We start from the raw sequence: 13,993 nt of genomic DNA, 5'->3' as shown, positions 1-13,993 counted from the left end.
TCACCAGCCCTGGCCGTGGAGCCAGTCGGCGAGGTGACGGGCGCAGGTGTCGACGGACTCGCGCCAGGTGTGGGCGGCACCGTCGCCGGCCTCGTCGCTCACGTGCTTGACCAGGCGGACCGGGACGCCGGCACGGTGGGCCACGGTCGCCACGGCGTAGCCCTCCATGTCGACCAGGTCGGCGTGCTCGGCCAGCCGGTCACGGGCGGCCGGGTCCGAGACGAAGAGGTCGCCGGTGGCCAGCACCGGGCCGTCGCCCTTGCCGACGACCAGGGGGGCGCCGTACGTCCGGCCGGTCAGTGCGAACAGGGCGGGGGTGTCGATGTCGTGCTGAATCACCTGGGTGACGGTGTGGGTGCCCTCCCAGCCGGGGCGCAGGGCTCCGGCGGTACCGAGGTTGACCACCTCGGAGGGGTGGGTCTCCCGGGCGAGGACGGTGGCCAGTGCGGCGGCCGCGTTGAGCTTGCCGATGCCGGTCAGCAGGACCGGGAGCCGGTCGCCGAGGTGGGCGGCCTCCTCCCGGACGGCGACGACGAGCAGCGGACGGTCGGCGGAGATCGTTCCCAGAAGACGCATGCCGCCATCGTACGGAGCGGCTGCCCCCGTCACCGGACCGGCACAAGTGGACCCCAGCCCTCCGACTGTCCGGGGAACCGCATAGGGTGCTTCCCGCGTCGACCCGATCGCCGCCCGCCCCGCACCCTGGGGGCCCGGGGCCCGGGAGACACCCGGTCCGGCGGCGCGCAGCGGTACGGAGAAGCTCAAGATCGGCGCAACTCGGGTGTGGCCGCGGGGAGTGACGGCCATACTGCTGGCAACGGCCGGGTCCCGAATGCGGGTGCGGGCCACAGGGGAGGGTGAGGCTGGTGGCGACACCGGTTCGTACGAAGGGGTCGGGCGCGCTCGCACCGGGGCGGCCCGACGGTTCATCAGCGGTCGTGCCGGGGCGCGGCGGCCCGGGTCCGGTGGCCGTGGCGGCCGGGCCGATCGCCCGGCTGGGGCAGGCCACCCGGACGGCCCCGGGCCGGCTGCGGCTGGCCGGGGCGCTGCTGGCGGTACTGACCCTGGCGTTCGGCGCGCTCACCGCCGCCCAGCTGAACTCCCGGGCGCAGGCCGCGAAGCGGGTCGTCGGGTACAGCCAGCCGCTCAGCCAGGCTGCCGCCGACATCCATCTCTCGCTGGCCGACGCGGACACCACCGCGGCGACCGGCTTCCTGCTGGCGGGCGCCGAGCCGAGGGCCGTCCGGGCCCGTTACGAGCAGGACCTCAGGACGGCGTCCCGGCTGATCTCCGAGGCGGCGGCCCGGACCACCACCTCCTCCCCCGCGCAGGAGTGGCTCTCCACCCTCAACCAGCAGGTCCCGGTGTACGCGGGGCTGGTGGAGAACGCGCGGGCCGAGAACCGGCAGGGCTTCCCGCTCGGCGGCGCCTACCTGCGGTACGCCTCCGAGCAGATGCGCACCGGGCTGCTGCCGGCCGCCGAGAAGCTCATCGCGGCCGAGAACGCGGCGCTGGCCGACGACCTCGCGGACGCCCGGGCCACCCCGTGGGCCGGGTACCTGCTGGGTGTGATCGTGCTGACGGCGCTGGTCTGGGTGCAGATGGCGCTGTTCCGGCGGACCAACCGGGTGTTCAACCCGGGGCTGCTCGCCGCGACCGCCGCCGTGCTGGCCGGGGTGCTCTGGCTGACCGTGGCCGCGACCGGCGCCGGCTCCACGCTCCGGCGCGCGGAGCGCGAGGGCGCGGCGCCCCTGCGGGTGCTCAACTCCGCCCGGGTGGACGTACTGACCGCCCGGCTGGCGGAGAACCTGCACCTGGTGGCGCGCGGTTCCAGCGCCAAGTACGCCGAGCTCTGGTCGAAGACCTCCGGGCACCTGGTCGCGATCGACCCCCAGCCCGGCACCGCGCCGAGCGGCACGCTGGTGGAGGCGCAGACGCTGGCACCGCCGGAGGCCCGGGGAGCGCTCGACCAGGCGCGGCTCGACTACCAGCAGTGGCGCGAGCGGCACACCGCGGCGAGCTACCTGGAGAACAAGGACGGCGACTACCAGGGCGCCCTGGACGCGACGGTGACGGTCAAGGAGGCGGACGTGCCGAAGACCGCCGACGCCTCGTTCAACGCCGTCGACCAGCAGTTGGCCAGGGCCGCCACCCTGGAGGAGGGCCGGTTCAGGGACGCGGCCCTGGGTGTCGACGGGGACCTGCGCACCGCGGCCGTGGCCGTCGCGGTGCTGGGCCTGCTCGCGGCCGCCGCGGCGGTCCGCGGGCTGGGCCGCCGACTGGCCGAGTACCGGTAGAGGGGGACGGGAAGATGAGCAGGGCAACGGTACGGGCGGCCCGGACGGCGGTGGCGCTGGCGCTGCTGGCCTCCGGCGCGGCGGTCCTCGGCGGGAGCGGGTCGCCTGGCGCGGCGCCGGCGGGCGGCGCGCCGCTGGAGGTGCAGGCGGCCTCGGCGCCCCGGCAGGAGCAGGCGGGCGCCTGCGACGTGTACAGGAGCGTGCCGCCGAGCGGCGAGGACGGGCCCGCGGTGAAGGCCATCAAGGCCAAGCGCAGCCTGGTCATCGGCATTGACCTGAACAGCTACCGCTGGGGCTCGCGCAACCCGAACACCGGTCAGATCGAGGGCTTCGACATCGACCTCGCCCGGGCGATCGGCACCGCGATCATGGGCGACCCGGAGAAGGTGACGCTCAAGGCGGTCCCGACCGCCGAGCGGATCAAGTTCATCCAGGAGGGCCGGGTCGACCTGATCATCCGCACGATGACGATCACCTGCGAGCGGATGGAGCAGGTGTCCTTCTCGCGGCCGTACTTCACCATGAGCCAGCGGGTGGTGGTGCCCAAGTCGTCCACCGCGAAGAACCTCGACGAGGCGCTGAAGGGCACGACCGCCTGCGCCGCGGCCGGTTCCTCGGCCCTGGAGGAGCTGAAGAACCGCCCGATCAAGGAGCTCGTCACCCCGGAGAACAACCTGGACTGCCTGGTGCTGATGCAGCTGGGCAAGGTCGACGCGACGATGACGGACGACGTCCTGGCGGCCAGTCAGGCGGCCCAGGACCAGACCGTCCGGGTGGTGGACGGCGAGGTCCGGCCGGGCGTGATGGGCATCGCGATGCTGAAGACCAGCACCGACCTGACGGCCCGGGTGAACCAGGTGCTCGGCGACTACCACACGAGCGGCGCCTGGCGCGGCACGTACGACCGCTGGCTCAAGCCGTACCTGCTGAACGACGCCGAGCACTACTGGCCGATGCCGCAGTGACGACCCCGAGGGCCGGGACGGCGGGCTCCCGGGAGGCACCCGCTAGGGTCGGGACGGATCTCGGCGGAGGCCCTGCGGAGCACGGGACGGAGCCGGGGACCGCGGAGCGGCGAAGCACGGAACAGGGAACCACGGAGCAGGCGGAGGAGGAGAGAGGGCGTTGGCGGCTTCTGCTGGCCCGGTGCTGAGCCGGGAGGAGGTGGACCGCGCGCTGGCGCGCCTCGGCGCGGAACGCGACGCGGTCGAGTCCGCGCTGCTCTCCCTCCAGGACCACCCCGGGCTGCGGCTGCTCGACGGCGCCGCGCTGTCCGGGCGGACGCAGGAGCGGTGGTCCGTCGCCGGGCAGGGCCTGCCGATGCTCTGGGCGCTGTTCGACCGCTACTCGGAGGCGCTCGCCTCGGCCCGCGCGGTCCGGGCCCGCAAAACCCGGCCGGGCGGGCCCGAACTCGCCGAACTCAGTGAGCTGCTCACCGGCGACGCGGTGACCGTGCCCGGCGGCGCACCGGACGGCGCGCAACTGCTCGGCGCGCCCGCCCGGCTGGTCGAACGGGTCAGCCTGGACGGGCTGATGACCCGGATGAACTCCTGGTACGCCACCGTGCTGGAGGTGGTCTCCGCCGCGGACGCGGTCTGGACGGCGCTGCCCGCCCGGATCGACCTGCTGCTCGCCGAGCTGCGCCGGGTGCAGACCCTGGCCGGCTCGCTCGGCGTGCACCCCGGCGGCCACCCGCTCGGCGACGACCTGGTCGGGCTGGAGACCGACCTGAACGCGCTGCGGGCCGAGGTGCGCAGCGACCCGCTCGCGCTCTGGCGGCCGGCCCGGGTCCCCGCCCAGCGCGGGACCGTCCCGGACGGCGGCGCGCTGGCCACCCCGTCCGGGGTGGTGGACACCGAGCGGTTCGACCGGGCCGGGCGGGCGCTGGACGGCGTCCGGCTGGAGCTGGAGAACCTGCTGCGGCTGCGCGACGACGCCGAGGAGCGCCTGCAGGGCGTCGGCGAGCTGCTGCAGCGGGCCGACGTCACGCTGGCCGAGGCCCGCCGCGCGCGCGGCGAGGTGCTGGCGAAGATCGCCGCGACCGAGGTGCCCGCCGTCCCGGGCCCGGCCTCGGCGCTGCGCGAACGGATCGTGGTCGCCCTGGAGCTGCGGCAGAACGGGCAGTGGTACCGGCTCGCGCCGCTGCTGGACGCGCTGGAGGACGCGGCCGCCAAGGAACTGGCCCGGGCCCGGCAGTCGCTCACCGAGGTGACCCAGCCGCTGGCCTTCCGGGCCGAACTGCGCGGGCGCCTGGACGCGTACAAGGCGATGGCCGCCCGGCTGCGGGTGGCCGAGGACCCGGAAGTGGTGGAGCGGTACGAGAAGGCGCGCTGGCTGCTCTGGAGCGCGCCCTGCGACCTGCGCGCGGCGGCGGGCGCGGTGGCCCGGTTCCAGCAGTCGCTGCGGCCGGCACAGGGCGAGGCGGCACAGGCGTCGGCCGGCGGGGAGCCGGTCGACGGACAGGCGGCACAGGGACAGGGACTGGGGGGCTGAGGGTGATGGGCGAGACGTGCGTACGGCCGGAGTGCACCGGCAGCGGGACGATCGACACGGACGGCTACTGCGACGAGTGCGGCCTCGCCCCGGCGGGCACCTCCTCCGTCTCCGTGAGGACCGCCACCGGCGCGGCCGTACCGGCCGCGCGGCAGGCCGTCCGGGCCCCGGCAGGCCCGGGCCTGCCGTGCCCCCGCGCCTGTTCCGGGACGATCGACGCCGACGGCTACTGCGACGAGTGCGGCCTCACGCCGCCCGAGGGCTCCGGCGGGACCACCTCCGCGCACTCCCCGACCGGGCGCGCCGTCCTCGACCCGGACGCCGGGTCCTCGCGCACCGGGTCCTCGCGCACCGGGTCCTCGCGCACCGGCTCGACCCGCACCGGCTCGTCCCGTTCGCTGTCCGGACGCTCCCGCTCGCACCGCTCGACCCGGACCGGCAGCGGCCGGTCGGTCTCGGTGCGCAGCAGCCGGGGCAGCGGCACCGTGGGCACCCGCCACCGGCTGGGCGCCGGCCTCGTGACGGTGCCGACCGTCGCCGCGGCCGACCCCGCGCAGGCGGTGCTGGTGAACCCGGAGGTGCCGGAGCGCAAGCGGTTCTGCTCCAAGTGCGACACCCCGGTGGGCCGGGAGCGGAACGGCACGCCGGGCCGCCCGGAGGGGTTCTGCACCAAGTGCGGCACGCCGTACTCATTCACGCCGAAGCTGCGCCGGGGCGACCTGGTCGGCGGCCAGTACGAGGTGGTGGGCTGCCTGGCGCACGGCGGGCTCGGCTGGATCTACCTGGCGGTGGACCGGCGGGTCAGCGACAAGTGGGTGGTGCTCAAGGGGCTGCTGGACACCGGGGACGAGGACGCGCTGGCGGTGGCCGTCGCCGAGCGCCGGTTCCTGGCCGAGGTGGACCACCCGAGCATCGTCCGCATCATCAACTTCGCCGAGCACCCGGACCTGCGCACCGGCGCGACCGACGGCTACATCGTGATGGAGTACGTCGGCGGCAAGTCGCTCAAGGACATCGCCAACGAGCGCCGCACCCCGGACGGCCGGCGCGAGCCGCTACCGGTCGAGCAGGCGATCGCGTACGCGCTGGAGGCGCTGCCCGCGCTGGGCTACCTGCACGCCCGCGGGCTGGTCTACTGCGACTTCAAGATCGACAACGCAATCCAGAGCGGCGACACGCTCAAGATCATCGACATGGGCGCCGTCCGCCGCCTCGACGACGACGGCCCGATCTACGGCACCATCGGCTACCAGGCACCGGAGATCGCCACCGACGGCCCCTCCCCCGCCTCCGACCTCTACACGGTGGCCCGCACCCTCGCGGTGCTCAGCTTCGACTTCCAGGGCTACTCCACCGTCCACCGGGACACCCTTCCCGGCCCGGAGTCCGTGCCGGTCTTCGCCGCCTACGAGTCGTACTACCGCTTCCTCGTCCGCGCCACCGACCCGGACCCGGCCCGCCGGTTCGCCTCCGCCGAGGAGATGGCCGACCAGCTCACCGGCGTCCTGCGCGAGGTGCTGGCCCTCCAGGACGGGCGGGCCCGACCCGCGCCCTCCACCCTGTTCGGCCCCGAACTGCGCGTGGTGGACACCGAGCTGGTCGCACCGACGGTCCGGCCCGGCGAACTGCGGCTGGCCGCTCTCGACCCCGCCGCCGCCGCGCTCGCCCTGCCCGTCCCCCGGGTCGACCCGGCCGACCCCAACGCCGGCTTCCTCGCCGCCCTGTTCGCCACCGGCCCGGGGGAGGCGCTGGCCGCGCTGGAGGGCGCGCCCGCCGACTCCGCCGAGCGCCGACTCCGCGAGCTGCGCGCCCTGCTCGAACTCGGCCGGCACACCCGGGCCGTCGAGGCCCTCGCCGCACTGGACCAGGAGTACCCGGACGACTGGCGGGTGGTCTGGTACCGGGGCCTGACCTCGCTGGTCTCCGCTGCGGCCGACCCCGGCGCGCCCGACCACGAGGCGCTGCGCGCCGCCGCCGAGGCCTTCGACGCCGTCTACGACGCCTTTCCCGGCGAGGCCGCCCCCAAGCTGGCCCTCGCCGCCTGCGCCGAACTCCTCGGCGACGGCGGCGACGCGGCCGAGTTCTACCGTCTGGTGTGGAGCACCGACCAGAGCTACCTGAGCGCCGCCTTCGGGCTGGCCCGGGTCCGGCTCGCCGACGAGGACCGGGCCGGCGCCGTCGCCGTCCTGGAGTCCGTGCCGGCCACCTCCAGCCAGTACACCCCCGCTCGGATCGCCGCCGTCCGGGCCCGGCTGCGCGAGCGGCCCGCCACCGACCCGCTCGGCGCCGACCTCGGCGCGAGCTCCGAGCAGCTGACCGCGCTGCGCCTGGACGACCGCCGCCGCGAGGAGCTCGCCGTCGAGGTGCTCGGCGCCGCGCTCGGCTGGGTCACCGCCGGGTCACCCGGCGAGACCGGCGTGGGCCGGACAACCGGCGAGGTCAGCGTGCTGGGACGGCCCGCGGTGGAACGGGAACTGCGGTTCGCCCTGGAGCAGTCATACCGGGTACTCGCCCGGTTGGCCGACCGGGCCGAGAACAGGATCGACATGGTGGAGCGGGCCAACCGCGCCCGCCCCAGGACGTGGGTGTAAGAGATGCCGCAGCAGACCGTGTGCCAGAGCTGTGCCGAGCCGATGGACCCGGGGGACGTCTTCTGCGGCTCCTGCGGGGCGAGCCGCGACGGCCGTCCCGCCCCCGGCGCGATGCCGCCCAGCTGGTCCGCAGCCCGGGACGGTGACGAGGGCCACGCACCGACCCTGCCCGACACGCCCACCGTCCCGGCGCAGAACTCCCAGGGCGCCAACGGCACGCCGGGCCTCCAGGGCGCCGCGGGTGCACCGGGCGCCGCAGCTGCGCACGGCGGACCCGCCTGCGCACACTGCGGGCTCCAGCAGGTCACCGGCGACGGCTACTGCGAGGCCTGCGGCCGCGCCCAGCCGCGCCCCCGCGACCACATGGAGAAGGCGCTCGGCGGCGTCGCCGGGGTCAGCGACCGGGGTGTCCGGCACCACCGCAACGAGGACTCCTTCACCGTCGCCGCCACCTCGCTGCCCGGCGGCGAACCGGTCGTGGTGGCCGTGGTCTGCGACGGCGTCTCCTCCTCCGACCGGCCCGACCAGGCCTCCGAGACCGCCGTCGACGCCGCCTCCGAGTCGCTGCTCAGCTCGCTGGAGGCCGGCCAGGAACCGACCGCGGCCATGCGCCGGGCGATCGCCGAAGCCGCCGCCGCCGTGGCCGCCCTGGCCACCGACGGCACCAAGCCGCTCCGGCCCGACGTCAACGCGCCCGCCTGCACCTACGTCAGCGCGATCGCGGCCGGCGGCCGGGTCACCATCGGGTGGGTCGGCGACACCCGCGCGTACTGGATCCCGGACGACCGGGTCTCCGCCGAGCCGTTCCGGCTCACCCAGGACGACTCCTGGGCCGCCCGGATGGTCGAGGCCGGACTGATGGGCGAGGCCGAGGCCTACGCGGACCCGCGCGCCCACGCCATCACCGGCTGGCTCGGCGCCGACGCCGAGGAGGTCGTCCCGCACACCCTCGACTTCACCCCGCACGTCCCCGGCGTGCTGCTGATCTGCACCGACGGACTCTGGAACTACGCCGAGGCCGCCACCGACCTCGCCTACTTCGTCCGTCCGGACGCCCGCACCGAACCGCTCGCCACCGCCCAGACCCTGGTCAAGTTCGCCGTCGCCTCCGGCGGGCACGACAACATCACCGTCGCGGTGATCCCGATCGACCCGCCCCCGGCGGCCGAACCGGCGGAGGCCGAGGACGGCCGGACCGCGACCGCGCTGGACCTTCCGGTGATCACCGCGGCCGGATCCGGGCCGGCGGGCGCGGACGACGAGGACCACGACCCGACCCTGCCGGACATCCCGGTGATCGGCTCCGCCGCCGCTCCGCTGCCCCCGGTCCCGCCCCTCCCCCCGCAGCCGCCGGCCGTCCCCCCGCGCCCGGTCCGGCCCCCGGCGGCCAGCTGAGCCCGGAGGCCGGGACGCCACGCACCGACCGGGCCGGCGGACCGCCGCCACCCGCCACCCCGCTGCACGCCCACCGACCGCCCGCACCATCCGACCATCCGACGGGAGCCACCCGCCCATGGCAACACTGGCCAAGCCGAACCTGCCCAGGTTCGACGTGGAGATCTTCCAGAACGAGTTCCTCGCGGACGGCGCCCGGGAGGTGAACGCCATCGTGACGGTCACCGCGACCGGCGGCGGCACCTCGGGCGGCCGCCCGCTCGGCACCCAGGGCGCCCGCCCGCCCGGCGTCACCGACGCCGGCCCGGGCGGCGCCGGCCCGCAGTCGGCCGCCGTGGTGATCCTGGTGGACTGCTCCGGTTCGATGGACTACCCGGCGAGCAAGCTGCGCGGCGCCCGCGAGGCCACCGCCGCCGCCATCGACACCGTCCGCGACGGCGTCGCCTTCGCCGTGGTCGCCGGCACCCACGAGGCCCGCGACGTCTTCCCCGGCGACGGCACCCTCGCCATCGCCTCGGACGCCACCCGGGCCCGGGCCAAGGAGTCGCTGCGCCGCCTCACCGCGGCCGGCGGCACCGCCATGGGCACCTGGCTGGCCAAGGCCGACCAGCTGTTCCTGACCCGCCGCGACATCGCCATCCGGCACGCCATCCTGCTGACCGACGGCAACAACGAGCACGAGACCGCCGCCGACCTGGAGCGCGCGATCGAGCGGGTCGGCGGCCACTTCACGGCGGACTGCCGGGGCGTCGGCACCGACTGGCGGGTCGACGAGCTGCGCAGGATCTCCTCCGCGCTGCTCGGCACCGTCGACATCGTCGCCGAGCCCTCCGGCCTGGCCGAGGACTTCCGCTCGATGATGGCCGGCGCGATGGGCAAGCAGGTCGCCGACGTCGCGCTGCGGATCTGGACGCCGGCCAACGCGGTCGTCAGGTTCGTCAAGCAGGTCGCCCCCTCGGTCGAGGACCTCACCGAACGCCGCACCGAGGCCGGGCCGCGGGCCGGCGACTACCCGACCGGCTCGTGGGGCGACGAGAGCCGCGACTACCACGTCTGCGTGGAGGTCCCGTCCTCCGCCGTCGGCAACGAGATGCTCGCCGCCCGGATCAGCCTCGTCCTGCCGCCGTCGGTCTCCGGGGGGACGCCGGAGGTGCTGTCGCAGGGCCTGGTCAAGGCGGTCTGGACCGACGACCTCGCCTCGTCGACCCGGATCAGCCCGCAGGTCGCCCACTACACCGGGCAGGCGGAGCTGGCCTCGTCCATCCAGGAGGGGCTGGAGGCGCACCGGGCCGGGGACGTCGACCGGGCCACCGCCAAGCTCGGCGCCGCCGTCCGGATCGCCCACGCGACCGGCAACGAGGGCACCTTCAAGCTGCTGCAGAAGGTGGTGGACGTGGTGGACCCGAAGGAGGGTACCGTTCGGTTCCGTAAGAACGTGAGCGAGGCCGACTCGATGACCCTTGAGACCCGGTCGACCAAGACCGTCCGTGTGAAGAAGTGACCGCCGACGAGCCGACCGGGCCGCAACCCCGGCCGGACACTGCCCCGGCTTGCTGGAATTGAGGGGGGACCTGATGCCGATCTGCCCGAGGGGCCATGAGTCGCAGGCCGAGGACTGGTGCGACTTCTGCGGCTTCCCGATGACGCCGCCGCAGCCGGTACCGCCGCCGCCCGGCACGCTCGCCGGCGCACCCGGCGGCCCGGGGGCGCACGGTGGCCACGGCGCGCCGTACGGCGGTCCGACAGCCCCGCCGGGGGCCGTCCCGCCCGGAGCGGTGCCGCCGTCGAACCCGCGGGGCTTCCCGGACCTCACCGAGGGCCTCGTGGTCTGCCCGATCTGCCGCAGCCCGCAGACCGGGCGGTTCTGCGAGGAGTGCGGGTACGACTACGACCTCTCCGCGCCCCAGCGCGCCCAGCAGCCCTTCGGCGTCCCCGCCCAGGCACCGCCGCCCCCGCCGGCGCCACTCAACATCCCGGCGGCGTACGGCGGCCCGCCGCAGCCGCCCGCCGCCCCCCAGCCGCCGGCGGCCCCGCCGCAGCCCGGCCCGCCCGCCGGGTACGGCTACCCGCCGCCCGCGCACGGGTCGGAGGGCCCCTCCCCCGCCCACACGGCTCCGCCGTACCAGGAGGCTCCCTACCAGGAGGCGGCCGGGTACCCGGAGCCCCCTTACCGGGAGGCCCCGTACCAGGAGCCCGCGTACCAGGAAGCCGCGTACCAGGAGCCCGTGCACCAGGGCGCGCCGTACCAGGAGCACCAAGGCGCGCCCCCGCAGGGAGCGCCCTATCAGGAGGCCGCCTACCAGGAGGCCCCGCACCAGGGCGCGCCGTACCCCGGCACCGCACCGCGCGAGGACTCCGGCCCGGTCTACGCCCAGCCCGGCCCGACCCGGCGCGGCGACGAGTTCGGCACCTCGTTCCACCTCGCCCCGCCGATGCCCCCGCAGCAGGCCCAGCCGCCGCAGGGGCAGGCCCCCGAGCAGGTCCGCAGCACCTGGTTCGCGGTGGTCGCGGCGGACCGCGAGTACTTCACCGAGATGATGGCCCGCAGCGGCCCCGAGGCGGCCGGCCTGTTCTTCCCGCCGTACTGCCCCGAGCGCCGGATCCCGCTGACCGGGCGCGGCCAGCTGCGGATCGGCCGGCGCAGCCAGCACCGCGGCACCGTGCCGGAGATCGACCTCTCGGTGCCGCCGGAGGACCCGGGGGCCTCGCACCAGCACGCCCTGCTCGCCGAACAGGCGGACGGCAGCTGGGTGCTGGTCGACCAGGACTCCACCAACGGCACCACGGTGAACGGCGGCGGCGAGCCGATCGCCCCGCACACCGCGATCCCGCTGGGCGACGGCGACCGGGTCCACGTCGGCGCCTGGACGACGATCACCCTGCACCGCGCCTGAGCCCCGCCGGCCCGCCCGGGCCGGCAGTCCGGCCACTCGACCGCCCTGGCCGGACGGACGTCACCGTCCGTCCGGCCAGGGCGGTCGGCGTTCATTGTAAAAATGATCATCAAATCAGCCCCGGATCTCTGCCCAAGGCTGCCCCGCGCCCGTACGCTCACTGCCCATGACTGCTGCAATATCCGCCGACGGAATCCGTCAGCGGTACGGGGACGTACAAGCCGTCGACGGGGTGTCACTCACCGTCGAGGCCGGCGAATTCTACGGAATCCTGGGCCCGAACGGCGCCGGGAAGACCACCACGATGGAGATCCTGGAGGGGATCCGCAAGCCCGACGAAGGGCGCGTCGAACTGCTGGGGCTGGCGCCCTGGCCGCGCAACCCGAAGCTGCTGCCGCGCATCGGCGTGCAGTTCCAGGCCTCGGCCTTCTTCACCAAGCTGACGGCCCGCGAGACCATCCGCACCTTCGGCTCCTTCTACGGCGTCGGCCCCAAGCGCGCCGACGCGATGCTGGAGCGGGTCGGCCTGACCGAGTCGGCCGGCGTCATGACCGACAAGATGTCCGGCGGCCAGGCGCAGCGCCTCTCGATCGCCTGCGCGCTGGTCCACGGCCCGGAACTGGTCTTCCTCGACGAACCCACCACCGGCCTCGACCCGCAGGCCCGCCGCAACCTCTGGGACCTGCTGCGGGACATCAACGCCGAGGGCCGCACCGTCGTCCTGACCACCCACTACCTGGACGAGGCCGAGGTGCTCTGCGACCGCGTCTCGGTGATGGACCGCGGGCGGATCCTCCGCACCGGCGCCCCGGCCGCGCTGGTCCGCGAGATCGACGACACCGTCCGGATCAGCGTGGAGTCCGGCCAACTGGCCGTGGACACCGCGCGCGAGCTGTTCACCGCCGCCGGGGCGGAGATCACCTCGCTGGAGGACGACGGCGTCTCGCTCTCGCTCTCCACCCGGCTGCCGGCCCCGGTGCTCGCCGTCCTGGCCGAGCGCAACGCGCTGCGCGGCCTGGAGGTCCGCGGCGCCACCCTGGAGGACGTCTTCCTCCAGCTCACCGGACGGGAGTACCGCGCATGACCACCGAACGCACCGGGTCCGCCGCCGTCCCGGACCAACGGTCCGCCGGTCCGGCGGGCACGCCCGCCGGACCGGGCGGGGCGGGCGCACCGGCCGAACGCGAGCGGGTCTCCGCCTTCGCGAGCCTCTCCCGGGTCATGCTGGTCTCGTTCGTCCGCGACCGCACCGCGCTGTTCTTCGTGATGCTCTTCCCGCTGATGTTCCTGCTGCTCTTCGGCACCCTCCTCAAGGGCGCCTCCAGCCCGCACGCCAAGGTGGAGCAGGTCGGCGCGGTCAAGGTCCTGGACGCGGTGCAGGGCGAGGGCCGGGCCGGGCTGGAGAAGGTCCTGACCATCACCCGGGGCGACGACGAGGCCGCCGCGCTGGAGAAGGTCCGCAAGGGCGACCTGGACGCCATGATCAAGGAGGGGCCGGACGGCAGGGTCGTCGTGCGCTACAGCGCCGCCGACCAGGTCCGCGCGGGCTCGGTCCAGGGCATCGTCAACTCCGTCGTCCAGCAGGCCAACCAGGCCGCGTCCGGCCGACCGCCGGCGTACACCCTGGACGCGAGCCAGGTCGAGGACGAGGCGCTGAAGCCGATCCAGTTCCTCACCCCCGGCCTGCTGGGCTGGGCGGTGGCCACCGGCGCGGTGTTCAGCGCCTCGCTGACCCTGGTCGGCTGGCGGCAGAAGAAGGTGCTGCGGCGACTGCGGCTGGCCCCGGTGAGCGCCGGGTCGATCGTGGCCTCCCGGATCGCGGTGTCGGTGGTGACGGCACTGGCCCAGACCGCGATCTTCCTGGTGGTGGCTACCACGCCGTTCTTCGGCCTCCGGCTCACCGGCAACTGGTGGCTGATCATCCCGCTGGTGGTCTGCGCGACCATCGCCTTCATGTCGATCGGTCTGCTGGCCGGCTCGATCGCGAAGACCGAGGAGGCAGCCAACGGCCTCTCGCAGATCATCGTGCTGCCGATGTCGTTCCTGTCCGGCTCGTTCTTCCCGACCGACGACATGCCGGGCTGGCTGAAGGCGATCTCGGAGGCGCTGCCGCTCAAGCACCTGGTCACCGCCGCCCAGTCGGTCCTCTCCCGGGGCGGCGGCGTGACGGACGCGCTGCCGGCGATGGGCGGCCTGCTGCTCTTCGCCGCCGTGCTGACCGGCATCTCGTGGAAGCTCTTCCGCTGGGAGGACTGATCCTCCGGCGGCGGCGCCGGCGCCGCGGCCACCGCCACGGCATCGGCGGCGGGGTCGTACACCTCCG

At 75.0% G+C, this 13,993-nt stretch carries 10 protein-coding genes; 9 read left to right on the top strand and 1 reads right to left on the bottom strand.

The window, feature by feature from the left end; genetic code table 11:
• Window positions 1–576, bottom strand: coding sequence for a nucleosidase (locus PUR61_RS26805; protein WP_329881982.1), 576 nt, complete (start codon window positions 574–576; stop codon window positions 1–3).
• A 290-nt stretch (window positions 577–866) separates the two neighbouring features.
• On the opposite strand from PUR61_RS26805, the gene PUR61_RS26800 reads away from it, so the two are divergent.
• From PUR61_RS26800 to PUR61_RS26760, 9 genes are all read left to right on the top strand, one after another.
• The gene (locus tag PUR61_RS26800) at window positions 867–2,297 is read left to right on the top strand and encodes a hypothetical protein (protein WP_329881981.1); all 1,431 of its coding nucleotides are present in this window, start codon (window positions 867–869) and stop codon (window positions 2,295–2,297) included.
• A 14-nt stretch (window positions 2,298–2,311) separates the two neighbouring features.
• A complete protein-coding gene (locus PUR61_RS26795) occupies window positions 2,312–3,262 on the top strand; it encodes a glutamate ABC transporter substrate-binding protein (protein ID WP_329881980.1) in 951 nt (316 codons plus the stop codon).
• A 160-nt stretch (window positions 3,263–3,422) separates the two neighbouring features.
• A complete protein-coding gene (locus PUR61_RS26790; RefSeq protein WP_329881979.1) occupies window positions 3,423–4,790 on the top strand; it encodes a hypothetical protein in 1,368 nt (455 codons plus the stop codon).
• Window positions 4,791–4,795: 5 nt separating this feature from the next.
• Window positions 4,796–7,381 carry a serine/threonine-protein kinase gene (locus PUR61_RS26785; RefSeq protein WP_329881978.1) on the top strand — a complete coding sequence of 862 codons (2,586 nt, stop codon included), beginning with the start codon at window positions 4,796–4,798 and terminating at the stop codon, window positions 7,379–7,381.
• 3 nt (window positions 7,382–7,384) lie between these two features.
• A complete protein-coding gene (locus PUR61_RS26780) occupies window positions 7,385–8,776 on the top strand; it encodes a PP2C family protein-serine/threonine phosphatase (protein WP_329881977.1) in 1,392 nt (463 codons plus the stop codon).
• Between the two features lie 118 nt (window positions 8,777–8,894).
• Complete coding sequence (locus tag PUR61_RS26775; protein ID WP_329881976.1) at window positions 8,895–10,277, top strand: vWA domain-containing protein; 1,383 nt, start codon at window positions 8,895–8,897, stop codon at window positions 10,275–10,277.
• A 73-nt stretch (window positions 10,278–10,350) separates the two neighbouring features.
• Window positions 10,351–11,670 (top strand): FHA domain-containing protein, encoded by a 1,320-nt coding sequence (locus PUR61_RS26770; RefSeq protein WP_329881975.1) that lies wholly within the window; start codon window positions 10,351–10,353, stop codon window positions 11,668–11,670.
• Window positions 11,671–11,836: 166 nt separating this feature from the next.
• Window positions 11,837–12,754, top strand: a complete 918-nt coding sequence (locus tag PUR61_RS26765; protein WP_329881974.1) for an ABC transporter ATP-binding protein — start codon at window positions 11,837–11,839, stop codon at window positions 12,752–12,754.
• On the top strand, window positions 12,751–13,926 hold the full coding sequence (locus PUR61_RS26760; RefSeq protein WP_329881973.1) for an ABC transporter permease: 1,176 nt from the start codon (window positions 12,751–12,753) through the stop codon (window positions 13,924–13,926). Before PUR61_RS26765 ends, PUR61_RS26760 begins: the two co-directional genes overlap by 4 nt.
• Window positions 13,927–13,993: the final 67 nt, after the last annotated feature.

It is taken from the genome of Streptomyces sp. BE20, assembly GCF_036322525.1.
Lineage (GTDB): Bacteria > Actinomycetota > Actinomycetes > Streptomycetales > Streptomycetaceae > Kitasatospora.
This window is presented reverse-complemented; position numbering and strand designations above follow the sequence as displayed.